The sequence below is a fragment of the Rahnella ecdela genome (genome assembly GCF_019049625.1).
Taxonomy (GTDB): domain Bacteria; phylum Pseudomonadota; class Gammaproteobacteria; order Enterobacterales; family Enterobacteriaceae; genus Rahnella; species Rahnella ecdela.
In genome coordinates this window covers 62,789-87,095 of the sequence record NZ_JAFMOY010000125.1, presented here as the reverse complement: position 1 = coordinate 87,095, position 24,307 = coordinate 62,789, and the positions used below count along the sequence as shown (strand labels likewise).

The following is a 24,307-nucleotide window of genomic DNA, read 5'->3' as shown; positions in this document are numbered from 1 at the left end:
AACCGTTTAACGATTAAAAAGGCATAGTTTGCGGGTCCGGATACTGATACTCAAAACCGAGTTCTTTACAGATCCGCTCACCCTCCACGATTTTGCCCTTTCCTGCTGACGCTTCTTCAGCAAATGTTGGCGGTTGCAGCCCCATCTGTCTCGCCAGTGCCGGATAGAAATCGGCTTTAGCCGGATGCTTCGGCGCGCATAAGTTGAAGGTATGCCCCCCTTTTGGCCGGCTAAGCAGTAAAGTGATTGCCGCCACAACATCATCCTGATGTACCAGATTGACACCGTGCTTTCCGCCTTTCACCTGTGTTTTACCCGCCATGAAACGGCCAGGATGACGGTCTCCGCCCACCAGACCCGCCAGACGCAGCACGTCCACAGAAGTATTGGGCAATCCGTGGAACCAGTTCTCCAGCTCTTTGAGGACCTTGCCGCTCGTCGTCACCGGCTCCAGAGGTGAATCTTCACGCACAGTGCCTTCCGCTTCGCCATAAACTGACGTCGAACTGGTGAAAATAATCCGCTTCACGTTATGTGCCAGCGCGCTGTCCGTTAAAAGCTGCACTGCCTGGAAATAAAGTTCACTTCCCTCGACGGTACGTCGCGCAGGCAGAGTGATGATCAGAGCATCAACATTCAGCAGACGGTCGAGGTCTTCCGCTTCACATTCCATTTCTGGTGTGAAAACCAGCGGGAAACATTCGATCCCCACCATCCTTGCCGCATCCACACCATCCAGCGTCGTTTTGCTGCCCACTACATCATAACCTTTTGAAGCCAGCGCCATCGCCAGCGGCATTCCCAGCCAGCCCAGTCCGATAATCGAAACCTTCTTCATACTTCGCTCCGTTTTTTCAAGGCATTTGGCATCACGTCACCAACTGCTGATATCTTCCTTTATACTAGCAAATGTCGCCTTTTCCCCGTTCAGTCAGCGTAAGGTTTTCTTTGTGTCTGTTAACAGATTATTCAATTCATAGATGAAACCCCTGCCGCTGATAAGAAAAACTCATCATCCGAAAAAAAGGTTGCGCTGCTGCCGCCCGATAGTTTAGTTTTATTGGCAACGAATTTGATATGTGCTGCGAATGATTCAAACGTGAATCACGCGGCATTTAAATCACCCGATTGAGATACTGACATGACAAACGTTCTGATTAACCACCATCATCACCATCACCCTGACTAGTCTTTCAGGCGGTTGGTGCTGGGAGACTGTTTAGATCTTCCAGTGGCGCAGAACGTAAAGATAGCCCCCGGAAGATTTCTTCCGGGGGCTTTTTTTTGGCCTGACGGATTGAAGTTAAAGAATTTTAAACAAAACGATTTATATAAATAATTGAGAAACTGAGGTCATCATGCTGGATAAAACACGTTTACGGATAGCAATGCAGAAATCGGGTCGCCTGAGCGATGAATCACGCGAATTACTGGCGCGTTGTGGCATTAAAATCAATCTGCAGGAACAGCGCCTGATCGCTTTCGCTGAAAACATGCCCATCGATATTTTGCGCGTACGTGATGACGATATTCCGGGACTGGTGATGGATGGCGTAGTTGATCTGGGTATTATCGGCGAAAACGTGCTGGAAGAAGAGTTGCTGAGCCGTCGCGCACAAGGCGAAGACCCGCGTTACTTCACGCTGCGTCGGCTGGATTTCGGCGGCTGCCGTCTGTCGCTGGCGACTCCGCTGGACACAGAATATACGGGTCCGCAAAGTCTGCAAAACGCGCGTATCGCCACCTCTTATCCGCACCTGCTCAAGCAATACCTCGATAAAAAAGGCGTTGATTTCAAATCCTGCCTGCTGAACGGTTCTGTCGAAGTCGCGCCGCGTGCCGGTTTGTCTGATGCGATTTGTGATCTGGTGTCTACCGGCGCAACGCTGGAAGCCAACGGCCTGCGCGAAGTGGAAGTCATTTACCGCTCCAAAGCTTGTCTGATCCAGCGCGACGGCGAAATGCCGCAAGAGAAACAACTGCTGATCGACAAAATGATGACCCGTATTCAGGGTGTTATTCAGGCTCGTGAATCCAAATACATCATGTTGCACGCGCCAAGTGAGCGTCTGGATGAAATCGTTGCCCTGCTGCCGGGTGCCGAACGTCCGACTATTCTGCCGCTGGCAGGCGATCAGCAACGCGTGGCCATGCATATGGTCAGCAGCGAAACTCTGTTCTGGGAAACCATGGAGAAACTGAAAGCGCTGGGCGCCAGCTCCATTCTGGTTCTGCCAATCGAAAAAATGATGGAGTAAGCCATGAAGCCTGACGCGTTCACTACCCCGATTGACTGGCAGCAATGCGACGAACAACAGCGTCGCGAGCTGCTGACACGCCCGGCAATTTCGGCGTCCGACCGTATCACCGAATCTGTCAGTGAAATTCTGCGCCGCGTGCGCAGTGAAGGTGACAGTGCGCTGCGCGAATTTTGCGCCCGCTTTGATAAGACTGAAGTTCAGGAGTTGCGCGTCACTGCACAGCAAATCGAGGCAGCATCCGCGCGTTTAGGCGATGACGTTAAACAGGCGATGGCGCATGCCGTACGTAATATTGATACCTTCCACCAGGCGCAAAAACTGGCGGTGGTGGATATCGAAACTCAGCCGGGTGTGCGTTGTCAGCAACTGACCCGCCCTATTCAGTCAGTGGGACTGTATATTCCGGGCGGTTCGGCTCCGCTGGTATCGACCGTATTAATGTTAGCCACACCTGCGCGTATCGCCGGATGCCAGAAAGTGGTGCTGTGTTCCCCGCCCCCGATTGCCGATGAAATTCTGTATGCCGCGCAACTTTGCGGCGTGGAAGAGGTTTATCAGCTTGGCGGTGCGCAGGCGATTGCGGCGCTGGCTTTTGGCACAGAAACCGTACCGCGTGTGGCAAAAATCTTCGGACCGGGCAATGCCTATGTGACCGAGGCTAAACGTCAGGTCAGTCAGAGTCTGGACGGCGCGGCGATTGATATGCCAGCCGGTCCATCAGAAGTGCTGGTGATTGCCGACAGCGGCGCAACACCTGACTTTGTGGCCTCTGATTTGCTTTCCCAGGCTGAACACGGCCCCGATTCACAGGTGATTTTGCTGACACCTGATTTGAAGATGGCGCAGGCCGTTGGCGAAGCGGTTGAACGTCAACTGCAAACATTATCCCGCAGCGAGATTGCCCGTCAGGCACTGGCGAGCAGTCGCCTGATTGTGGCGAAAGACATCGCGCAATGTATCGAAATCAGCAATGCCTACGGGCCGGAGCACTTAATTCTGCAAACCCGTGAGCCGGAAGCACTAGTCGACATTATTACGAGTGCCGGTTCAGTATTTCTCGGTGACTGGTCTCCGGAATCCGCAGGTGACTATGCCTCCGGAACCAACCACGTATTACCGACTTACGGTTACACCGCGACCTGTTCCAGCCTCGGTCTGGCCGATTTCCAGAAACGTATGACCGTTCAGCAATTAACGCCTGAAGGTTTGCTGGGTCTGGCGAATACCATTGAAACGCTGGCGCAGGCTGAACAACTGACCGCCCACAAGAATGCCGTGACTTTGCGCGTGAATGCCTTGAAGGAGCAACGCTGATGAGCAACGAAAACAACTTCAGCGTTCAGTCGCTGGCCCGTAAAAATGTGCAGGAGCTGACGCCTTATCAGTCCGCTCGTCGTCTGGGTGGGAACGGCGATGTCTGGCTCAATGCCAACGAATATGCCATCGCGCCACAGTTTGAACTGACGCAGCAGACTTTTAACCGTTATCCGGAATGTCAGCCTGCGCTGGTCATCAACCGTTACGCGGCATATGCCGGGGTGGACCCGGAGCAGGTGCTGGTCAGCCGCGGCGCAGATGAAGGTATCGAACTTTTAATCCGCGCATTCTGCGAGCCGGGCAAAGATGCCATCCTTTATTGTCCACCAACTTACGGGATGTACAGCGTCAGTGCCGAAACCATTGGCGTTGAAGGCCGCACGGTGGCCGCGAAAGCCGACTGGTCTCTGGATATTCCTGCCATTGAAGCCGCCCTTGACGGCGTGAAACTGGTGTATGTGTGCAGCCCGAATAACCCGACCGGTAATATCATTGACCCGGATGAAATCCGCGCCGTTCTGGAAATGACCCGTGGTCGCGCCATTGTGGCGGTTGATGAGGCGTATATCGAATTCTGCCCGCAGGCAACGGTTTCCGGCTGGTTGCAGGAATATCCACACCTGGCCATTTTGCGCACGCTGTCCAAAGCCTTTGCGCTTGCCGGTTTACGTTGCGGCTTTACGCTCGCTAACAGTGAACTGATTGCTTTATTAATGAAAGTCATTGCGCCTTATCCTTTATCTACGCCGGTTGCCGATATCGCCGCACAGGCGCTGAGCCCGGAAGGACTGGCCGTTATGCGCCAGCGCGTGGCCGAAGTGACTGAGAACCGCGAATGGTTGCTGGCAGAACTGGAAAAATGCGGCTGTGTTGAAGAGGCCTTTGCCAGCGACACGAACTACGTGCTGGTCCGCTTCACCGCTTCAAGTTCAGTATTTAAAAACCTCTGGGATCAGGGCATTATCCTGCGTGACCAGAACAAGCAACCGGGGCTTTCCGGCTGCCTGCGAATTACGATTGGTACGCGCAATGAATTGCAACGTGTGACTGATGCACTGCAATCATTGCCGGGCGCAAATGCCACGACCATCAATGATAATCAAAATAGCCCCCGCAAGGAGCACATGTGAGCCAGAGCCCGTTATTGCAAAAAACACTGTTTATCGACCGCGACGGTACATTGATTTCTGAGCCACCGGAAGATTTCCAGGTGGATCGTCTGGATAAACTGGCTCTCGAGCCGGGCGTTATTCCGGCGCTGCTGGCGCTGCAAAATGCAGGTTTCAAACTGGTGATGATCACCAATCAGGACGGCCTGGGTACCGCCAGTTTCCCGCAGGAAACCTTCGACCCGCCGCACAACCTGATGATGCAAATCCTGACCTCTCAGGGCATCGTTTTTGATGAAGTGCTGATCTGCCCGCACCTTCCGGCCGATCACTGCGATTGCCGTAAGCCTAAAACCAAACTGGTCGCCGGTTATCTGGAAAGCGGCGTGCTGGATACGGCTAACAGCTATGTGATTGGCGATCGTGACACCGATATTCAACTGGCGGCGAATATGGGCATCGCCGGGCTGCGTTATCAGCGCGATACACTGAACTGGGCTGCAATTGCTGATCAGCTGACTAAACGTGACCGTCATGCAAAAGTGAACCGCGTAACGCGTGAAACAGCGATTGATGTGGATGTCTGGCTGGATCGCGAAGGCGAAAGCAAAATCCGCACCGGCGTTGGTTTTTTCGACCACATGCTGGATCAGATTGCGACTCACGGCGGTTTTCGTATGAACATCGAAGTGAAAGGCGATTTATATATCGACGATCACCACACTGTCGAAGACACCGCACTGGCATTAGGCGAAGCGCTGAATAAAGCGCTGGGCGATAAGCGCGGCATCGGGCGTTTCGGTTTCGTACTGCCAATGGATGAATGTCTGGCACGTTGTGCGCTGGATATCTCAGGCCGTCCGCACCTGGAATATAAAGCCGAATTTAACTATCAGCGCGTCGGCGACCTGAGCACGGAAATGGTCGAGCACTTCTTCCGTTCTCTGTCTTACGCGATGGCCTGTACCCTGCACCTGCGCACCAAAGGCAAGAACGATCACCACCGTGTCGAAAGCCTGTTTAAAGTCTTTGGCCGCACGCTGCGTCAGGCCATTCGCGTGGAAGGCAACACCCTGCCGAGTTCGAAAGGAGTGCTGTGATGAATGTCGTTATCCTTGATACCGGCTGCGCCAACCTCTCTTCCGTGAAGTACGCGGTGCAACGTCTGGGCTACGAGCCGACGGTGAGCCGTGAAGCGGAAATTGTTTTGCAGGCTGACAAGTTATTTCTGCCAGGCGTCGGCACCGCGCAGGCGGCAATGGAACAACTCGAACAACGCGAGCTGATCGAACTCATCAAAGCCTGCACACAACCGGTGCTGGGTATTTGTCTGGGCATGCAGTTGCTGGCGTCTTCGAGTGAAGAAAATGGCGGGATTGATACGCTGGGTATTATCGAAACACCGGTAAAACGCATGCAGGATATGGGTTTACCCCTGCCGCACATGGGCTGGAATCAGGTTATCGCCAATGCCGACAGCCACCTTTTCCGCGGTATTAATGAAAATGCATACTTCTATTTTGTTCATGGATTTGCCATGCCGGTATGCGAAAACACCATCGCGCAGACACTTTACGGTGAGCCTTTCAGCGCCGCCGTGCAAAAAGACAACTTCTTCGGCGTGCAGTTTCATCCCGAGCGCTCCGGTGCCGCTGGCGCACAGTTGCTGAAAAATTTTCTGGAGATGTAAACAGGATGATTATTCCCGCTTTAGATTTGATCGAAGGCAGCGTGGTGCGTTTGCATCAGGGCGATTACGGTCAGCAACGTGATTACGGCAATGATCCGCTGCCACGGTTGCAGGATTATCAGCAACAAGGCGCACAGGTTTTGCATCTGGTGGATCTGACTGGCGCAAAAGATCCGGCCGCACGCCAGATCCCTTTGCTGACCAAATTACTGGCCGGGGTTTCTGTGCCTGTGCAGGTCGGTGGCGGTATCCGCACCGAACAAGACGTTGAAGCGTTACTCAGCGCCGGTGCGACCCGCGTTGTGGTCGGGTCAACAGCGGTAAAAGATCCGCAAACCGTACAGGGCTGGTTCAGCCGTTTCGGCTCCGATGCGCTGGTTCTTGCACTGGATGTGCGCATTGACGCTGAAGGCACCAAAAATGTGGCCATCAGTGGCTGGCAGGAAAACTCCAACGCCACGCTGGAAGAAATCGTCGATCAATATCTGCCGTTCGGCCTGAAGCATGTGCTCTGTACAGACATTTCACGTGACGGCACGCTGGCGGGTTCTAACGTTGAGCTTTATCGCGAAGTCACAGCACGTTATCCGCAGGTGGCTTTCCAGGCTTCTGGTGGGATCGGTTCTTTGGATGATATTGCGGCATTACGCGACAGCGGCGTAAAAGGTGTAATTGTCGGGCGCGCATTGCTCGACGGTAAATTTACTGCGACGGAGGCAATTTCATGCTGGCAAAACGGATAATCCCCTGCCTCGACGTTAAAGACGGTCAGGTTGTGAAAGGCGTGCAGTTCCGCAATCACGAAATCATCGGTGACATCGTGCCATTAGCGAAGCGTTATGCCGAGGAAGGCGCGGACGAACTGGTGTTTTATGATATTACGGCGTCAAGCGACGGACGTGTCGTGGACAAAAGCTGGGTTTCGCGCGTGGCGGAAGTCATTGATATCCCCTTCTGTGTGGCGGGCGGGATTAAGAGCCTGGAAGATGCCAGTCAGATTTTACAGTTCGGCGCAGATAAGATTTCTATCAACTCCCCGGCGCTGGCCGACCCAACATTGATCAGCCGCCTCGCCGACCGGTATGGTGTACAGTGTATCGTTGTTGGCATTGATACCTGGCACGATGCTGCGACAGGCACCTATCAGGTGCATCAGTTTACCGGCGACGAAGTGCGAACCAAGGTCACCACCTGGCAGACAATTGACTGGGTGAAGGAAGTGCAGGAACGCGGCGCAGGTGAAATTGTACTGAACATGATGAATCAGGATGGCGTGCGTAACGGTTACGACCTTGCGCAACTGAAGATGATCCGCGAAGTGTGCCATGTTCCGCTGATTGCCTCTGGCGGCGCGGGCACAATGCAGCACTTCCTCGATGCCTTTAGTGAAGCAAGAGTTGACGGCGCACTGGCCGCTTCCGTGTTCCACAAACAAATTATTAATATTGGCGAGCTGAAAAGCTACTTAGCTGAAAATGGCGTGGAGATCCGCTTGTGAGTAATCAGGATGTAAAAACCGGTCTGCTGACCGGCGAACAGATTAACCAGCTGGACTGGGCAAAAGTGGACAACCTGATGCCAGCCATCATCCAGCACGCGGTGTCGGGTGAAGTACTGATGCTCGGTTATATGAATCAGGAAGCGCTGAGCATTACCCAGTCTTCCGGTAAAGTGACATTCTATTCGCGTACCAAAGAGCGTCTGTGGACCAAAGGCGAAACATCAGAAAACTACCTGAATGTGGTCAGCATCACGCCAGACTGTGATAATGACACGCTGCTGGTACTGGTCAATCCGGTGGGTCCAACCTGTCATAAAGGCAATAACAGCTGCTTCCACCCTGCCGAAACCGACTGGGCGTTTTTATATCAGCTGGAAGAACTGCTGGCTTCACGCAAAACAGCCGATCCGGAAAGTTCATATACCGCCAAACTGTATGCCAGCGGCACCAAACGTATCGCGCAGAAAGTCGGTGAAGAAGGCGTTGAAACCGCACTGGCCGCCACGGTCAATGACCGCTTTGAACTGAAAAACGAAGCGTCAGATCTTATGTATCACCTGCTGGTATTGTTGCAGGATCAGGATTTAAATCTGAGTGCAGTTATCGACAATTTGCGTCAGCGCCATAAGAAATAACGCCAGATTCAGGGCATAAAAAAGCCGCCTTTGCTGAAGAGCATTGGCGGCTTTTTTTGTTATTCCGTAAAAAATAAATTAACGGGCGTAATTTTTAATCATGTTACGTGCCAACACTACACCAGAACCTAAAATCCCGCCCAGGAGCACAGCAAGAACAAGAATAATGCTCTTTTTAGGGCTGTCCCGATGAATAGGCAGATCAGGTTTCATCACGTAACGCAATGCGTAGGTTGAATCAGGTTTAGACTTTAAGGCGCTAATTGCTAACAATGTCTGACGAGCCTGATAATATGAAGCATCCAATGGCAATGGTCGCGTCGCTTCATTCTTAATGGTGGCAGAGAGAGCATCACTACCCAGAACAAAAAGAGTGTCTTCGGAGAGTGTTTCAGCCTGCTGAACCAAAGTATCTTTAATGTTGGCCTGTTGGGCAACCAGCAGTGCCTGATTTAACATTTTCAAACGAAGGTCTTTCTTTTCCTGCGCAACTTTTTCCTGAGTCGATAAGTCTTCTTTCAGGTCATCAATTTTAGAGTTAATGCTAGTCTGCAAGTCATTATCAAGTTCAGTAACTACCCGCTTGTTAATTTGCTGTATATAAGTAGTGAGGGTCTTTTGCGCCTCTCCAGCTGTCTTCGCGGTATAACTGATTTTGAGGGGAACCGGTTGATCTTTAACTGCCGGAGCTATAACCAGCTTTTCCGGATCAACCTGATTGCCAAGTTGTTCAGATAAAGCAGAAATTGAAGCATTAAATCGGCTGAAAAAACGTTGCTGAACATCGACAACGGTTGGGGCGTTTGCCGGATTCTGACTATAAAGTACGCTCATGGCGTTGTTGTAGTTTGCAATTTGGCCAGAATCTGGGTAAGTCACAATTGCATCTGAAGTCCATTTTTGTTTCGTAATAGAGAGATAAATAACCGCGAAGACAATGGCAATGACCACAAATGAAACCACAATCCATTTGCCACGCCATAGTTGAATGAATAGGTCAATTAAATCAATTTCATCAGATGATTTTTTCGCCAAATTTGTCGTCATACTATTGTTATCTTGATTCATAAATGCCCTAAAATAATCTCTGCAACTTTACGTACGTTTGATGAATGCATTATAAACAAGTTCTTAATAAAAACTCACTCAGAACTCATTATTTTTATGAGATTAGGCCGAAAAATCCAGTTCTAAACTATCGCTTCGAACTGACTTAAAAGACGAGTGTAATTCAATTAGATCGTAAAAAAAACGACCCTCGGAAGGATCGTTTTATATTCCGATGAAAAAAAGTGCTCTTAATCCAACCATTCGGTATGGAATACGCCATCTTTATCAGTACGCTTGTAAGTATGTGCACCGAAGTAGTCACGCTGAGCCTGGATCAGGTTAGCTGGCAGTACCGCTGAACGGTAGCTGTCATAGTAGTTGATCGCAGCGGAGAAGGTCGGTGTCGGGATACCGTTCTGAACAGCATAGGACACGACATCACGCAGCGCTTGCTGGTATTCATCAGCGATGTTTTTAAAGTACGGAGCCAGCAGCAGGTTCGCGATGGAAGCATTTTCAGCATACGCATCGGTAATTTTCTGCAGGAATTGTGCACGGATGATGCAACCCGCACGGAAGATCTTCGCGATTTCGCCGTAGTTCAGGTCCCAGTTGTTCTCATCTGAAGCCGCTTTAAGCTGTGAGAAGCCCTGTGCGTAAGAAACGAGTTTACCGAGATAAAGAGCACGACGAACTTTCTCAATGAATTCAGCTTTGTCGCCAGAGAAAGGTTTAACAGCCGGGCCAGACAACACTTTAGAAGCCGCAACACGCTGGTCTTTCAGGGAAGACAGGTAACGGGCAAAAACAGACTCAGTGATCAGGGTCAGTGGCTCGCCGAGATCCAAAGAGCTCTGGCTGGTCCATTTACCGGTACCTTTATTCGCTGCTTCATCCAGAATCACATCGACCAGATATTTACCTTCTTCATCTTTCTTGGTGAAAATATCTTTGGTGATGTCGATCAGATAGCTGTTCAGCTCACCTTTGTTCCAGTCAGCAAAGGTGGACGCCAGCTCTTCGTTGTTCAGGTTCAGAGACTGTTTCAGCAAAGAATATGCTTCAGCAATCAGCTGCATGTCACCGTATTCGATGCCATTGTGAACCATCTTAACGTAGTGACCTGCACCATCTGCACCGATGTAAGCAACACAAGCATCGCCATCATCAGCACGGGCGGCGATTTTTTCAAGGATCGGAGCAACCAGCGCATACGCTTCCTTCTGCCCGCCAGGCATTATGGATGGGCCTTTCAGTGCGCCCTCTTCACCGCCGGATACACCGGTACCAATGAAGTTAAAGCCTTGCTCGGACAGTTCGCGGTTACGGCGAATGGTATCTTTATAATAGGTATTGCCGCCATCGATGAGAATGTCGCCTTTATCCAGGTGCGGAGTCAGGGATGCGATGGTTTTGTCAGTTGCTTCACCGGCTTTCACCATCAGCAAGATACGACGAGGTTTTTCCAGCGAGTCAACAAATTCTTCGACGGTGTAGTGCGGAACCAGATTTTTACCCGGATTTTCAGCAACGACTTCATCAGTTTTGTCGCCTGAACGGTTAAAAATGGAAACGGAATAACCACGGCTTTCGATGTTAAGCGCGAGGTTACGGCCCATGACCGCCATACCGACAACGCCGATCTGTTGTTTGGACATTAGCAACTCCTGTCTGAAAGTGACACCTGTGAGGACTCTCCCCACAGCACAAGTGTAGTACCCATGTTAACTCAGCTTCTGATTACTGAGATAGCGATTGATGCGATAGATACGTTTATTGTATAAATTTAAGCCATATAACAATTAACCAAGAATAGAGCATATAACTAAGATAGTTTTGTAAATTTAATTAACCGCTAACATTGTAAAAATCGACAACCTCAGGGACGCTGTCTATTTGCTCAGCGCTGTAATTAGCATCCGTCTTTAGATTGATGCGATAATATGAATCACCAATTACAGAAATATGGGAGAATTTACTCGTGCATTTTAAGTCAAAAAGTGAACAACCTAAAAAATAATTTGGTGCGTTATCGATATTAAGTATTTGCAGAATTGTAGGGGCTATAGATAAACTATTATTGCCTTTCGCATCCAATTTCATTGGTTTTATTCCCGCTCCAATCATGATGAGAGGGATCGTATCGACAAAGTAATCTGAGGAAGTATTAAAGCTTTGTTTGAACTCAGGCACTGGAAAGGTAGAGTGATCTGCTGTTATTATCAAAAGTGTATTGTCATAGAAATGACTTTTCTTAAACCATGTAATGAAATCGCCTAATTGAAAATCATAGTTATAGAATTTGTTGTAAAAAGAGTTGCTACCGTTATGATATTTTTGATCTGGGCTATCCATTCCATGATGTGTGCCAGACGGATACATTCCAATAAAGAAAGGTTTGCTCGTTTGCTCTGCCACCAACGTTCTCAAAGCTGAAAATATTTTTTTATCAGACATTCTATCATTGATATGCCAATCAAAATCTTCCATGCCATAAACTTTTTTAAATGGCATAGAGCGCAACAATGTATTTAAATTACTATGATCCTCAGTGCTTGCAATAAAATAGGTATTAAAGCCATTGTCATTGAGAATTTCGGGTAAGGATATTAAACGGTGATTATAAGTATCTGAAACTTTTTCACTATTAATCTGAAAGAAACCTTCCCCTTTGCTATCAACACCATCCCTGTATTGATAAGCGGAGCTAAGTTGGCCTCGTAAACCACGAAACGTAGCTGCAGTATGATTAAAGTAATTCTCAATAACGATTCCTTCATTATAAAGAGAATCCATATTTGGTGTTATCTTAAGCCCTAGATTATTCTCAAGATCTATAACTTTAGATGACATACCTTCCGTGAAAATCACAATAATATTTTTTGGCTTTCCATTCGGAAAGTACAACGACATATCACTTTCATTATAAACATTAAATTTCAGAAACTTTTTGGCAACTTCAGGATAGTTATAGTTTGGCTTATAGGTAACTTGCTTATAGTATTCATGAGCTGTGTTAAAAAACTGATGTAACGAGCCAGTCATAAAAATAAATATAACAAAAGACAATAAAGACAATTTAAATGCAGATGTTCTTTTCACAAAATAAAAAGGGATGGATGCTAATACATATAGCAGGAGGATAAATAATACTTGTGTTAATACCTCATGACCTACAGCTTTAAACTCAGATAAATTAGACAGAGTCAGTGGGATTATATATCCACCAGTATTTATGATTGAACTCATTTGTGCAGCGATAATTAAACAGTATGCTGTCCATATAAAAGCTCGAAGGAATTGGTTAGATATAAAAGAAATCGAAAGGAAAAAGGTAACTATCTCCGCCCCAATTATTATAGACCTGTAAATTCCAAATGATTTGTAAAATAGAATTAATAATGTCAACACTAAAACCGAAAGTAAAGATACTATGTTTCTTAAATACTTTTTTCCAAAGCTATTCATAACTAATCTCACTCGGATTAATATCATAATACTAAAAACTCAAAACTTATCAAAATAAACTTGTGAATATTTTTTAATCATCGTTTCTATATTAAATTTCTTTGTCACATACTCTTTAGCATTATTCCCAGTAATAGCCAACATATCGGGCGATTCAATGTACTTTAACATACATTCAGCCAATTGCCCTGCACCTTTACTATATAGAAAACCTGTTTGCCCATCTAAAACAACTTCAGGTATACCTTCAACTTTAGTTGCTATTGAAGGTATCGAAAAATATGCTGCTTCAACGAATACAAGGCCAAATGCTTCCCACTTTGATGGCTGGCAAAGTACATCCACGTCATTAAAAAAATCGTCTTTATTAGATATCCAACCTAGCATTTTCAAATTATCTGTCAGACCGAGTTTTTCTATCATCGACTGACAATCCTGACGTAATTCGCCATCACCCGCCAGGCTGAATCTGAGCCTTAGATCGCCTCTGTATTCTTTTAATACAATATTAACAGCCTCTATAAATTCCAAAGGATTCTTTTGTTCATCTAACCGCCCAAGAAATGAGAAATGAATCCCTTTATTATTGGTCTTACTTATAGGGTTTAGATTACTAAAATCAACTCCATTATAGATGACTTTAGTTTTTACAAAAGGATAGTATTTTGTGTAATTTTTGTTCACCGTTATATTTACATCACCACATAGAGTGGCTATATTTTCTAATATATAATAAATTGATCTGATGACAATGTTTGTATGTGCATGGAAGGCTATGCCATGAACTGTATGGACAATTTTTTTTATACCAGCGCATCTGGCCGCAATTCTCGCGATAATCCCTGGCTTTGTCGAATTTGTATGAACAATATCATATGAGTTATTCTTAAATAATTTATATAACTCGAAAAAACACTTAATATCATGAAAGCCAATACTTCTTTTCATGGAATTGATTGGTATGACTGAAATATTCTGCTTCTTAAATATTTCAACAAAGTCATTGTCAATCAAATCACCACAAATTACTATCTTTTCTATCGGACCTTCTGTATTACTTAAACCTGAAAGTATATCCAACGTAATTTGTTGAACACCTGACAATTTTGGAATAACTTGAACATGTGCAATTTTCACAAGATATGACCTTTATATCGTACCCAAGCCTTTATTTCAAAATGATACCTTTAAATATGGAAAGTATAATTAGAAATCTATATTTAACTTTGTCGTACAAAGTTCTGCTGCTTTCGAAACCAGTAGTTGTTACTGTTGACCTATGGCGCCTGTATAAAACAAGCGGTTTTTCAACAAAATATACACTACCATAATGAGAGCCTACAATGCCTAACCAAAGGTCATGGCCAATGGCGTATTTTGGAAATGGGGATGCTTTCAGAATTACATTCTTATTAAATGCCATGCAGCAGCCATGGAATGAACTCTTATGAAAACTCCTAAAAACACTTGAGCTAGGTTTGATATAAGAAAAGTAAGATTCAATTAAAGTATCGTTATTCTCATCGATTACTTTACAGTTGCAAACTACAACTGAGGCCTTATCGCTTTTTAATAATTGTAAAGTTTCACTTACTCTTCCATCAAGCCAAATATCATCTTGATCAGAAAGATATATATAATCACCATTTGCTTTAGATAATGCATTTTGAACATTCAGTGAAACTTTTACAAGTGTATTAATTTTTAATTGCAATTTCGCATCAGGTTTGAAAAGAAATATTTTAATCCGTGAATCATTTATATCACGGATTACAGAAAGAGTATTATCCGTCGAGTAATTGTCTGAAATGATGATTTCATCTTGAAGTGAGAGTTGAGACAAGATACTCGCTAGTTGTTCTTTTATATATTTTTCACCATTATATGTAGGTATACAAACCGAAATCATTTTTTGCCTCGTACATAATTATTGTAAAAAATGGATATGAATTTCAACATTTTAGTTCTTTGAACCAATTTCATCCCCCTAATCAGAACCATCATGAAGTAGATAAATTCATCATAAATATTGTTTTTTTCACAGAACCTTGCGCATTCACAATATATTGCATATCTGTTTAGGAGGTTATTATAATTTTCATCATCATTTGATAAGTCTTGTTCTAAAGTTAGGGGCATTAGATAAAAACTGCTAGATATATTTTTCAAGCGTTCGATGAATTGAAAATCACTAAAGTCTAAATAGACTTTATTATTGTAACCGCCCGCTAAAATTGCCGTATTTACATCTAGCAACATCCCACTGTTAATTGGTGAGTACGTATTTAATGAATAAATACCGGAACTCAATTCATTAGTAACAAAACCTCGATGAAAAGCATATCGCAGTGGAGAACAAAACTCCCCCTTTTTAGTTAATAATCTGGGAACATGAAGATTAATTCCTGGCTGATCTTCAATTGACTGTTGATAAAATTTAAGGGCATCAGAAGGGAAAACAGTGTCTTGATCTAATAGTAATACATATTTATAATTTAATTCATTTGCCTTTTTCATTCCCGAATTATAAGCGGTGCTAACCCCAGAGTTTTTAATATCATGATGATATATTACATTTCTATCCCTATATACTTCACACACTATATTATTTTTTATAAAATTTTCTGGAGTGTTATCATAAACAAATATATCTGAAATGCTATTATCAATATCACTATCAAGCAAAGTATTGATGCTTTCTGCATCAGAGAGCTCTTTCTTATATAATACAACTATAGGTAATATTTGTTTTTTCATAATTAAATATGGTAACCATTGACTATTTCGTTATGATATAAATTCATCAGTAACACAAGCACTGATAGTAGAACCAATAAAAATCTAACGATGTTTTTTTGCTTACAATAGCTTGCTAATATTGGTAAAACAACAATATCAGCTACAGAGAATAGCTCACTAATACGAATAGCAAATGCAGGAAGTGAAGAAAGTAGAGCTAAGCAAATCGGAGACAATGTATACAGCTTACATAACACAATCATTGAAGTATTATTTTCGAACTTTTTAGCATTACATAAAATCAGTATAATAGCTCCTATTCTAATTAATTGCAGTGCAGATAATACATTAACTGCTTCAACCATTCCGTTCGCTGTCTGATATTTATAAATGTTCAACTTTTCTTGAATTACCGAAATAGGTATATATTCCAGTAAATTTAATGGGCTGATGTTCAAAAATATCAAACCATAACTAGCACCAGTTATAACAATCGATGACAAAATAAAATTACTGCTAATTTTTTGCCTATCAAATAATAAAGAAATTAATAATATCACTAATGAAAAATGAAAAAGCATGCCAATCAGTACATAAGTAATGAATTTGCTTTTTCTTTCTTCAACAAGATATTTAAGGGCAAAAAAACCAATAGCACTAGCAACGCCTATTCTTATTTGCGTCAATTCATGAACAAAATAAAAATTAGAATAATAAAGTAATAGTGATAAGCATATATACGGAGAGAAGTATCTTATGTATTTAGCCTTATAATACAGAGCTAATGCAGCATATATTATAAATATTAATACAGGAGAACTCGTTAAAGCGTGTGATAAATACGTAAATAAAATAAAAGTCGGCTCGATGGTGTATGAATCACCATTAACCAAATATTCATAAATACTTATATATGTCTTATAGTCCCGATCAACTTCATCTCCTCTCAACACTGCGACAAAGAAAAGAATAAATATAGAGAAATAAAACATTTTTTTGTTATTTTCAAAACAACAACTTAGAATTAGCACTGATAATAATATAAGATATATTAGCATTTATTGCCTACTAGTGATTATCAAACTTTCGCATTCCTTTACCGAGGATGTATTTGAATAAATAAAAACGTCGTCGCATTCCCCAAAAAATCTTGATTGGCCTAGCTAAAAACTTATTGAAAAGAATAATTTTGTAATTGATACTCTTTAACTGTGTTTTCTTAATATCGGCCCCCATAAGCGTGAAACATTTAATTTTATCTTCTAAATTTGATTGTTGCGGTTCTAGTTTGTAATTTATCCATCCATGATGGTCAACAGTAAAGAACCTTGGTGTTCTACATGAATACAACTCGGGACGCAGATATCTTATATGATCTGGATAAAATTTATATCCTGTAATAGACCAATCCCAGCGATAAATTGCCGCTGTTGTATCAACTGGTGAAATAAAAAGAGGTCCTATTTTCGAGTTTTTATCATATAACTTAGCTTCTTGCTCATAGATCTCTTTATAAAATGGATCATCTGAAATCAAATTCCAATCAAGTGAAATACCTATTTTGCCAATGCACTTGTATTGTTCCATATACTCTATTAGTTCCGACAACCAACAGACTTTATCATTGTTATTTTTAAACTCGATATCACCATCAGTTAAAATGAAGAACTCTGAATTGATCGTTTTTCTTATTACATCTAAATGTTTATTTAGCCCCAATACCCAAAGGTTATTTTTATTCTTCAACACAGATACTTTCTCATGCGTAGAATACTCATTTAGAATTTTAATTTGTTCTTTATCATCTGAGTTGTTATCAATTATATATATATGAAAAGGACAAAATGTAGTTCGTAGTATCGACTCAATGCATTTTTTTAACAATCCATTTTCATTCCTGGTCATAATAATAATAGGGGTTAGTTGTTTCATTTCAAGTCCTGTTAAAAATCTGATGTTTCAAAAAATCTCGTAGTGATTTACTACCAAAGATGAAAATACAACCAGAAATGATAGATGTTATAAATCCTAAAATAGTACAGTTGATGATAAAATTGAATATACCTATCGCATGAAATTTTTCAGAAACATCCAATTTATAGATAAAAATATAATAAAAAGTAATCATTGTTATGAATGACAGCGACCAAACCAATAAGTGATGCTTTATAAAATCAGATAAAGATTTATTAAAAGCTTCCCTGTATAAATAGTAGGGCCTAGCAACCATTATAATGCACACATTAGATATTATTGTACCGACGATAACGCCATTGATCCCAAAAAAATGCACTAAGACTAAGGAAAAAATGAGGTTAAGACAACCTTCTAAAATTGGAAGATGAGTATCAGACATGTACCCATATGCTACTTTAAAAATATCTACTGAGGTCCTCGCTATTAAGCAGAAACCGTTAAATGCTAACAATGCAACAGTCATTCCCGGTAATACTACTCCCTCCCCTAACCATAAACTTATTAAACTACTAGACACGATGAAGTAACAAAAGGCAAAGATTGTTCCACCGCACATAAAAATAGAGTCAATTTGCAAGAATTTCTGATAAGTAGCCTCACTTCCTTTGTCATGTAGATAATTTCCCAATGCAGAGTTAAGAGGCACACTTAGGGTAGTTATTAAAAATGACATTGCCTGCGCTAGCATGATATACGAAGAGTAAGATGTTACTGTAGCTAATCCCAGGAATATTGAGATGATAATATAATCAGTGTTGAAAATTAATACTCCTGAAACCTTATGGATGAAGGTTTTTTTAATTTCAGTAAAAATATCTCTTTTAATACCGGTGTGAATATTTACTTCAATACAAGAATCTAGTGAATAATGCTGCTTAATGATTTTTTTGAAAAAATACATTTGTAGAATAACTGAAATCACTTCCAGCAAACTAAATAATATGAAACCAAAATTGAGTTTTAAAATGATAATTTGTAATATAAAGCAAATAACTCTGCCAGAACCATTAATTATTCTTAAAAAATGTACTTTCTGGTCTGCAGTAAGCAAGATTGACTCGGCACTATAACTGTACGATAAGGCCGTACTAAATACGAAAAAAATCCATGGCAAATAGAGATCATATATCTTAATATCTGACTTAACAATAAATGGCAATAATAAACAGAGAAACAATCCAATGACAATTATGACTTTTTGGATTACTTTATAAATATTCCTTATGGCAATAAATGTAGTAGATAATGCTCTATTATTTTTTTCATTTAATGGTTTAAATAGTAAATATGTTGATGCAGTGCCCAAGCCCAACTCTGCTAAATTCAAAAAACCTAGCATTTGATTTATAAGGAGATAGTATCCTGTTAATTCAGTACCTAATGTATCAAAAAAAACCTTTCTAACCCAGAATGTCATAGCCATTATTATAATTGAAAAAACAAAGCCATATTTGAATGACTTCATTACACTTTTTGTTCTCATAGGGTCATCATCGGTTCAAAGCTAGCAAAAAATAAATTGATAACTGAGTAATGTTTTGTACATCACTCAGCTAAGTGTCATGATTCTTTGAATTTTGGAGCATTACGATCTTTATCAGAAAGAATGTAATCTTTGTTGATATCTGGCCATGTTATGTCAAGCTCTGTGTCACACCAAAGAACACTTCGATCATGCTGTGGTGAGTAGTAATTCGTTGTCTTGTAGACAAACTCTGCAGTTTCACTCAATACAAGAAAACCATGAGCAAAACCTTCTGGGATCCAAAGCTGACGTTTATTCTCAGCAGAAAGATGTACTCCAACCCACTTCCCAAAAGTAGGAGAACTTTCCCGAATATCTACTGCGACGTCAAAAACCTCACCAACAACACAACGTACTAGTTTCGCTTGAGCAAAAGGAGGTAACTGGTAATGAAGACCCCGGAGTACACCTTGGGTAGATTTAGAGTGGTTATCCTGGATGAAATCGACTTTTCGTCCCACCGCTTCTTCAAAAACTTTCTGATTGAAGCTTTCGAAAAAGAAACCACGGTCGTCGCCAAAGACTTTAGGTTCAAAAATCATTACATCTGGAATTTCAGTTTTAATAATTTGCATCAGCGTTAATAGCCCTTTATCATCTTCATCAAATATTTACCGTAGTCATTCTTTATCAATGGCGCAGCTAATTTCTTCACCTGCTCTACGCCGATAAAGCCCTTACGGAAAGCTATTTCTTCAGGACATGCCACCTTCAATCCCTGACGAAGTTCGATGGTTTGAATAAAATTACTGGCCTCAATCAAACTCTGATGTGTGCCCGTATCCAGCCATGCATAACCACGTCCCATCATGGCAACAGACAAACGACCTTCCTCAAGATAAATTCTATTGATATCGGTGATTTCATACTCGCCACGCTCAGAAGGTTTTAATCCTTTAGCCATTTTTACGACACTATTGTCATAGAAGTACAAACCTGTAACGGCATAATTACTTTTTGGTTCTAAAGGTTTTTCTTCCAAAGAAATAGCTGTACCTTGTTTATCAAATTCAACAACACCATAACGCTCTGGATCATGTACATGATAGGCAAACACGGTTGCACCGGTTTCTTTTGCTCCTGCAGCTTCTAATTGTTTCTGCAAATCATGACCGTAGAAAATGTTATCTCCTAATACGAGGGCACAATCATCGTCACCAATAAACTCTTCACCGATGACAAAAGCCTGAGCCAATCCATCAGGGGTTTCTTGTACTTTATACTGGAGTTTAAGACCCCATTGACTGCCGTCTCCCAGCAATTGCTCGAAACGAGGAGTATCCTGAGGAGTACTAATAATCAATATATCTCGAATTCCCGCCAGCATGAGTGTGCTGATCGGATAATAAATCATAGGTTTGTCATAAATGGGTAAGAGTTGTTTACTCACTGCCATTGTTACTGGATACAAACGTGTACCTGATCCGCCAGCGAGAATTATTCCTTTACGAGTGGTCATATTAATCTCTCAATTTTGTCGTTGCCCTTTAACGGGCAATAATTATTTAACTAGTGACTATATTACAGACCCTAATGTGTGAACAATTCAGCGAGCATGCGTTTAACCCCGACATCCCAGCATGGCAGTGTTAAACCAAAGGTCTGTTGAAACTTTCTATTATCAAGACGTGAATTATTAGGACGTCGGGCTGGCGTAGGATATGCGCTCGTTGCGACCGGATGAGTTTGCTTTAATGCAAGTTCGTAACCCGCACTTTGCGCTTCAGTGAAGACCACATTTGCATAATCAAACCAGGTCGTTATGCCAGAGGCAACAAGATGATAAAGACCGGCAACTTCAGGCTTGCGCATTGCGGTTGTTATAGCATGCGCGGTACAGTCGGCGAGAAGTTCAGCACCGGTTGGCGCGCCAAACTGGTCATTGATAATTGAAAGCTCTTCGCGGTCTTTTGCAAGACGAAGCATGGTTTTTGCAAAGTTGTTCCCTTTGCCAGCATATACCCAACTTGTGCGAAAAATCAGGTGCTTAGGGCAATGCTTCTGGACAGCAATTTCACCTGCAAGCTTAGTTTCACCGTAGGTATTCAAAGGTCCGGTTGCATCATCTTCTGACCAGGGCTTATCACCGTCGCCGGGGAACACGTAATCGGTAGAATAATGGACTAACCATGCACCTATTAAGGCAGCTTCTTTGGCAATAGCCTCAACACTTGTCGCATTTAACAGTTGAGCAAAATCACGCTCTGTTTCAGCTTTATCAACAGCGGTGTGCGCTGCGGCATTAACGATCACATCAGGTTTGATACGACGAACTGTTTCAGCTACACCTTCAGGGTTACTAAAATCTCCACAATATTCTTTAGAGCGAACATCCAGTGCTATCACATTGCCCAAAGGAGCCAGTGCGCGCTGTAATTCCCAGCCAACTTGCCCTGTTTTGCCAAAAAGAAGGATATCCATTATTTACGATCTCCGTAATTCTGCTCGACCCAAGATTTATAAGCCCCACTTTTGATGTTATCAACCCACTTTTGATTATCTAAATACCATTGAACTGTTTTACGGATACCGCTTTCAAAGGTTTCGACGGGTTTCCAGCTCAGTTCCTGATTAATTTTCTCAGCATCAATGGCATAACGGCGATCATGGCCTGGGCGGTCAGCTACATATGTGATCTGTTGGCTATAAGATTGTTCTTTAGGCACCAGTTCATCCAGCAGATCACAAATAGTCAGAACCACATCGAAGTTTTTCTTCTCATTATGTCCTCCGATATTGTATGTCTCGCCAACTTCGCCGTTAGTGACCACGGTATAAAGCGCACAAGCATGATCCTCAACATATAACCAGTCGCGAATCTGATCGCCCTTACCGTAAATTGGCAAACTCTTTCCTTCTAATGCATTTAATATCACTAAAGGAATGAGTTTCTCCGGGAAATGATAAGGCCCGTAGTTGTTCGAACAGTTGGTGACAATGCAAGGGAGGCCATACGTGCGCTGCCAGGCGCGAACCAGATGGTCGCTTGATGCCTTCGATGCGGAATAAGGGCTACTTGGTGCGTAAGGCGTTTTTTCAGTAAACAGAGGAAGTTTTTCCTCAGCATTCCACTCATCCGGATGAGGCAAGTCTCCATAAACTTCATCGGTGGAGATATGATGAAAACGAAATGCCTCTTTTTTATTTCCCGTCAGCTGTGACCAATAAGCACGCGTCGCTTCAAGTAAGGTATAAGTCCCTACAATATTGGTTTCAATAAATTCAGCCGGCCCCGTAATTGAACGGTCAACATGACTTTCGGCAGCCAGATGCATAACGGCATCAGGTTGGTGCAATGCAAAAATCTGATCAATTGCCTCTTTATTGCAGATATCAGCCTGGACGAAAGCATAACGATCATTTTGAGCGATCATGGAAACAGACTCAAGATTACCTGCGTAGGTCAGTTTATCCACGTTAATCACGCTATCTTGAGTATTATTTATAATATGTCGAACTACCGCAGACCCAATGAATCCGGCACCGCCTGTCACTAATATCTTCATTTAACTGTCTCTCTTTATACATATCAAATCTGAATTTTTGACTTTGAAATTTCGCTATTAGCTATTGTTTTCTTTCAGCGTTCTTGCCTTAGCCAGCTTATTTATAAACAACACAAAAGCGCCAAAAAAAGCAATAAACAAAATGAGAACACCAAGCTGGTTATAATTCTTCATATCAGCGTAGATTCCTACTACAGAGAATGATATTGCTATGGCCAACACAACACCCAACGCAGTTGAATGAGTAAAACCATATTTCAATAATATGTGGTGTAAATGCTCACGATCGGGCTTGAAGGGACTATCACCTCGTCTGACCCTTGAAATCATAACGCGAATCATGTCCATCAAAGGAACAGCGATAATCCATAATGCAGTCACGGGGTGTAATATTGCTGATGCCCCCTGCGTCGCCAGAATAATCAACCATATTACCGTAAATCCTATTAGGGTACTGCCGGCATCCCCCATGAATACTTTGAATTTTCGGCCCCATGGAATGCCAAGATTAAGAAGGATGTATGGGACACAAGCGATGGTTAAACAATAACACCATTGAGCCAGTCCGTTTTTATCATGTAAACTGAATGCGATACCTAATGAGGCAAAACTCACACAAGATAACGCACCTAATAAACCATCAATACCATCAACCATATTAAAAGCATTGATTGCACACATTACTGCAAAAATGGTGATTACATACCCCAGCACACCTAAACCAACCGGATAGCCCAGGAATATGTCTCCCAGTGATGCCAGATGCAGTCCACTGAACATCATAACTATTGCTACAAATGCCTGAAGTACGATGCGCGGAGTGACTGGCAGATCATATCTGTCATCCAACACGCCCACAAATAGCAACAGGCTTACACAGGTAATATAATAATAGAAATCAGGGAACCACGCGGGTTGTAAGAAATAAATCACCCAAATAGAAATGTAGATTGATACACCGCCAACCAAAGGGATATGTCCATTATGGTGTTTCCTTGCATTTGGTTTATCAACCAAACCCACCCGTCGCGCAACCTTACGTGCAATAAACAACGAAGCTAAGGCACTGAAAAATATTATAATATATTCTTGCATGACTGCACCATATTCTATAAATTGATATAAAGACTGCTAATTTTTCCACAAGTGACATGTTAATGTTTTTCTGGAATTAACATGCACTTTTATAACGGTCGTAATTCATTTCCTTTGAGATGCAATTCATTTTAATATTATATTTCCCTGACTGTTTTTGATAGCCGTTTTATAAATAACCTTAAGTTTTGATAGCCGTTTTATAAATAACCTTAAGAGCAATTTAACGGTCAAAAAATATTGATTCAACGTTGAGTTTGCTGGATGGCATAGGGGTATTTATCATCACTACTTCTCACTTCCCCGGCGCATCGACACTCTTGGTGACAAACATCCACGCTACCGCCCCTGGCTCAGAAGCTACCAATACACTTATCTCATCACTGACTCAAGAAGGCTTGCTTACTGCATGCCCTTCTAAAGGATTTCGTTCT

At 42.8% G+C, this 24,307-nt stretch carries 23 protein-coding genes and 1 other annotated feature; of the genes, 8 read left to right on the top strand and 15 right to left on the bottom strand.

Translation table 11 applies throughout. The features are described 5' to 3' along the window. Positions 1-13 precede the first annotated feature (13 nt). Positions 14-838: an SDR family oxidoreductase gene (locus J1784_RS12055; protein ID WP_217149419.1), complete on the bottom strand. Its 825-nt coding sequence runs from the start codon at positions 836-838 to the stop codon at positions 14-16. Positions 839-1,164: 326 nt separating this feature from the next. Further along, positions 1,165-1,286, top strand: a sequence feature (His leader region). Between the two features lie 72 nt (positions 1,287-1,358). Here J1784_RS12055 and hisG point away from each other — a divergent pair. The 8 genes from hisG to hisIE are packed head-to-tail and all read left to right on the top strand — an operon-like array spanning position 1,359 to position 8,513. Then, complete coding sequence (gene hisG, locus J1784_RS12050; RefSeq protein WP_013575087.1) at positions 1,359-2,258, top strand: ATP phosphoribosyltransferase; 900 nt, start codon at positions 1,359-1,361, stop codon at positions 2,256-2,258. A gap of 3 nt (positions 2,259-2,261) precedes the next feature. Continuing rightward, positions 2,262-3,575: a histidinol dehydrogenase gene (gene hisD / locus J1784_RS12045; protein ID WP_217149418.1), complete on the top strand. Its 1,314-nt coding sequence runs from the start codon at positions 2,262-2,264 to the stop codon at positions 3,573-3,575. Then, positions 3,575-4,708 carry a histidinol-phosphate transaminase gene (gene hisC / locus J1784_RS12040; protein WP_217149417.1) on the top strand — a complete coding sequence of 378 codons (1,134 nt, stop codon included), beginning with the start codon at positions 3,575-3,577 and terminating at the stop codon, positions 4,706-4,708. Before hisD ends, hisC begins: the two co-directional genes overlap by 1 nt. Positions 4,709-4,722: 14 nt before the next feature. Then, positions 4,723-5,787 (top strand): bifunctional histidinol-phosphatase/imidazoleglycerol-phosphate dehydratase HisB, encoded by a 1,065-nt coding sequence (gene hisB / locus J1784_RS12035; RefSeq protein WP_238485510.1) that lies wholly within the window; start codon positions 4,723-4,725, stop codon positions 5,785-5,787. After that, positions 5,787-6,377, top strand: coding sequence for an imidazole glycerol phosphate synthase subunit HisH (hisH, locus tag J1784_RS12030; RefSeq protein ID WP_217149415.1), 591 nt, complete (start codon positions 5,787-5,789; stop codon positions 6,375-6,377). The genes hisB and hisH overlap by 1 nt, the downstream gene beginning before the upstream one ends. 5 nt (positions 6,378-6,382) lie before the next feature. Then, complete coding sequence (gene hisA / locus J1784_RS12025) at positions 6,383-7,120, top strand: 1-(5-phosphoribosyl)-5-[(5-phosphoribosylamino)methylideneamino]imidazole-4-carboxamide isomerase (RefSeq protein ID WP_217149414.1); 738 nt, start codon at positions 6,383-6,385, stop codon at positions 7,118-7,120. After that, positions 7,102-7,875 (top strand): imidazole glycerol phosphate synthase subunit HisF, encoded by a 774-nt coding sequence (gene hisF / locus J1784_RS12020; protein ID WP_217149413.1) that lies wholly within the window; start codon positions 7,102-7,104, stop codon positions 7,873-7,875. Before hisA ends, hisF begins: the two co-directional genes overlap by 19 nt. Before the next feature lie 23 nt (positions 7,876-7,898). After that, positions 7,899-8,513: a bifunctional phosphoribosyl-AMP cyclohydrolase/phosphoribosyl-ATP diphosphatase HisIE gene (gene hisIE / locus J1784_RS12015; RefSeq protein ID WP_217149503.1), complete on the top strand. Its 615-nt coding sequence runs from the start codon at positions 7,899-7,901 to the stop codon at positions 8,511-8,513. Between the two features lie 78 nt (positions 8,514-8,591). Here the strand turns inward: hisIE and wzzB are convergent, their stop codons facing one another. The 14 genes from wzzB to wecA all read right to left on the bottom strand — a co-directional run bounded on the left by wzzB (position 8,592) and on the right by wecA (position 23,873). Continuing rightward, entirely contained in the window at positions 8,592-9,581 is a 990-nt protein-coding gene (gene wzzB / locus J1784_RS12010) for an LPS O-antigen chain length determinant protein WzzB (RefSeq protein WP_217149412.1), read from the bottom strand. Between the two features lie 230 nt (positions 9,582-9,811). Then, positions 9,812-11,221, bottom strand: a complete 1,410-nt coding sequence (gndA, locus tag J1784_RS12005) for an NADP-dependent phosphogluconate dehydrogenase (protein ID WP_217149411.1) — start codon at positions 11,219-11,221, stop codon at positions 9,812-9,814. A gap of 190 nt (positions 11,222-11,411) precedes the next feature. Next, on the bottom strand, positions 11,412-13,031 hold the full coding sequence (locus J1784_RS12000; RefSeq protein WP_238485502.1) for an LTA synthase family protein: 1,620 nt from the start codon (positions 13,029-13,031) through the stop codon (positions 11,412-11,414). A 39-nt stretch (positions 13,032-13,070) separates the two neighbouring features. Further along, on the bottom strand, positions 13,071-14,168 hold the full coding sequence (locus J1784_RS11995) for a glycosyltransferase family 4 protein (RefSeq protein ID WP_217149410.1): 1,098 nt from the start codon (positions 14,166-14,168) through the stop codon (positions 13,071-13,073). Between the two features lie 31 nt (positions 14,169-14,199). Continuing rightward, complete coding sequence (locus J1784_RS11990; protein WP_217149409.1) at positions 14,200-14,940, bottom strand: glycosyltransferase; 741 nt, start codon at positions 14,938-14,940, stop codon at positions 14,200-14,202. After that, on the bottom strand, positions 14,937-15,788 hold the full coding sequence (locus tag J1784_RS11985) for a glycosyltransferase (RefSeq protein WP_217149408.1): 852 nt from the start codon (positions 15,786-15,788) through the stop codon (positions 14,937-14,939). The genes J1784_RS11990 and J1784_RS11985 overlap by 4 nt, the downstream gene beginning before the upstream one ends. 2 nt (positions 15,789-15,790) lie before the next feature. Next, entirely contained in the window at positions 15,791-16,762 is a 972-nt protein-coding gene (locus J1784_RS11980) for an EpsG family protein (protein ID WP_217149407.1), read from the bottom strand. Positions 16,763-16,838: 76 nt separating this feature from the next. Continuing rightward, positions 16,839-17,702: a glycosyltransferase gene (locus J1784_RS11975; protein ID WP_217149406.1), complete on the bottom strand. Its 864-nt coding sequence runs from the start codon at positions 17,700-17,702 to the stop codon at positions 16,839-16,841. 1 nt (position 17,703) lies between these two features. Next, the gene (locus J1784_RS11970) at positions 17,704-19,212 is read right to left on the bottom strand and encodes a lipopolysaccharide biosynthesis protein (protein ID WP_217149405.1); all 1,509 of its coding nucleotides are present in this window, start codon (positions 19,210-19,212) and stop codon (positions 17,704-17,706) included. A 95-nt stretch (positions 19,213-19,307) separates the two neighbouring features. Beyond that, positions 19,308-19,847 (bottom strand): dTDP-4-dehydrorhamnose 3,5-epimerase, encoded by a 540-nt coding sequence (rfbC, locus tag J1784_RS11965; RefSeq protein ID WP_217149404.1) that lies wholly within the window; start codon positions 19,845-19,847, stop codon positions 19,308-19,310. A gap of 5 nt (positions 19,848-19,852) precedes the next feature. Continuing rightward, complete coding sequence (rfbA, locus tag J1784_RS11960; RefSeq protein ID WP_217149403.1) at positions 19,853-20,731, bottom strand: glucose-1-phosphate thymidylyltransferase RfbA; 879 nt, start codon at positions 20,729-20,731, stop codon at positions 19,853-19,855. Between the two features lie 71 nt (positions 20,732-20,802). Further along, complete coding sequence (gene rfbD / locus J1784_RS11955) at positions 20,803-21,693, bottom strand: dTDP-4-dehydrorhamnose reductase (RefSeq protein ID WP_217149402.1); 891 nt, start codon at positions 21,691-21,693, stop codon at positions 20,803-20,805. Further along, entirely contained in the window at positions 21,693-22,778 is a 1,086-nt protein-coding gene (gene rfbB, locus J1784_RS11950; protein ID WP_217149401.1) for a dTDP-glucose 4,6-dehydratase, read from the bottom strand. Before rfbB ends, rfbD begins: the two co-directional genes overlap by 1 nt. A 57-nt stretch (positions 22,779-22,835) precedes the next feature. After that, positions 22,836-23,873, bottom strand: coding sequence for a UDP-N-acetylglucosamine--undecaprenyl-phosphate N-acetylglucosaminephosphotransferase (wecA, locus tag J1784_RS11945; protein WP_217149400.1), 1,038 nt, complete (start codon positions 23,871-23,873; stop codon positions 22,836-22,838). Positions 23,874-24,307 lie beyond the last annotated feature (434 nt).

What these genes read in the sequence shown, in the direction of transcription:
- J1784_RS12055 (WP_217149419.1), bottom strand. Translation starts at nt 838, where the DNA reads ATGAAGAAGGTTTCGATTATCGGACTGGGCTGGCTGGGAATGCCGCTG.
- hisG (WP_013575087.1), top strand. Translation starts at nt 1,359, where the DNA reads ATGCTGGATAAAACACGTTTACGGATAGCAATGCAGAAATCGGGTCGC.
- hisD (WP_217149418.1), top strand. Translation starts at nt 2,262, where the DNA reads ATGAAGCCTGACGCGTTCACTACCCCGATTGACTGGCAGCAATGCGAC.
- hisC (WP_217149417.1), top strand. Translation starts at nt 3,575, where the DNA reads ATGAGCAACGAAAACAACTTCAGCGTTCAGTCGCTGGCCCGTAAAAAT.
- hisH (WP_217149415.1), top strand. Translation starts at nt 5,787, where the DNA reads ATGAATGTCGTTATCCTTGATACCGGCTGCGCCAACCTCTCTTCCGTG.
- hisA (WP_217149414.1), top strand. Translation starts at nt 6,383, where the DNA reads ATGATTATTCCCGCTTTAGATTTGATCGAAGGCAGCGTGGTGCGTTTG.
- hisF (WP_217149413.1), top strand. Translation starts at nt 7,102, where the DNA reads ATGCTGGCAAAACGGATAATCCCCTGCCTCGACGTTAAAGACGGTCAG.
- wzzB (WP_217149412.1), bottom strand. Translation starts at nt 9,581, where the DNA reads ATGAATCAAGATAACAATAGTATGACGACAAATTTGGCGAAAAAATCA.
- gndA (WP_217149411.1), bottom strand. Translation starts at nt 11,221, where the DNA reads ATGTCCAAACAACAGATCGGCGTTGTCGGTATGGCGGTCATGGGCCGT.
- J1784_RS12000 (WP_238485502.1), bottom strand. Translation starts at nt 13,031, where the DNA reads ATGAATAGCTTTGGAAAAAAGTATTTAAGAAACATAGTATCTTTACTT.
- J1784_RS11990 (WP_217149409.1), bottom strand. Translation starts at nt 14,940, where the DNA reads ATGATTTCGGTTTGTATACCTACATATAATGGTGAAAAATATATAAAA.
- J1784_RS11985 (WP_217149408.1), bottom strand. Translation starts at nt 15,788, where the DNA reads ATGAAAAAACAAATATTACCTATAGTTGTATTATATAAGAAAGAGCTC.
- J1784_RS11980 (WP_217149407.1), bottom strand. Translation starts at nt 16,762, where the DNA reads ATGTTTTATTTCTCTATATTTATTCTTTTCTTTGTCGCAGTGTTGAGA.
- J1784_RS11975 (WP_217149406.1), bottom strand. Translation starts at nt 17,702, where the DNA reads ATGAAACAACTAACCCCTATTATTATTATGACCAGGAATGAAAATGGA.
- J1784_RS11970 (WP_217149405.1), bottom strand. Translation starts at nt 19,212, where the DNA reads ATGAAGTCATTCAAATATGGCTTTGTTTTTTCAATTATAATAATGGCT.
- rfbC (WP_217149404.1), bottom strand. Translation starts at nt 19,847, where the DNA reads ATGCAAATTATTAAAACTGAAATTCCAGATGTAATGATTTTTGAACCT.
- rfbA (WP_217149403.1), bottom strand. Translation starts at nt 20,731, where the DNA reads ATGACCACTCGTAAAGGAATAATTCTCGCTGGCGGATCAGGTACACGT.
- rfbD (WP_217149402.1), bottom strand. Translation starts at nt 21,693, where the DNA reads ATGGATATCCTTCTTTTTGGCAAAACAGGGCAAGTTGGCTGGGAATTA.
- rfbB (WP_217149401.1), bottom strand. Translation starts at nt 22,778, where the DNA reads ATGAAGATATTAGTGACAGGCGGTGCCGGATTCATTGGGTCTGCGGTA.
- wecA (WP_217149400.1), bottom strand. Translation starts at nt 23,873, where the DNA reads ATGCAAGAATATATTATAATATTTTTCAGTGCCTTAGCTTCGTTGTTT.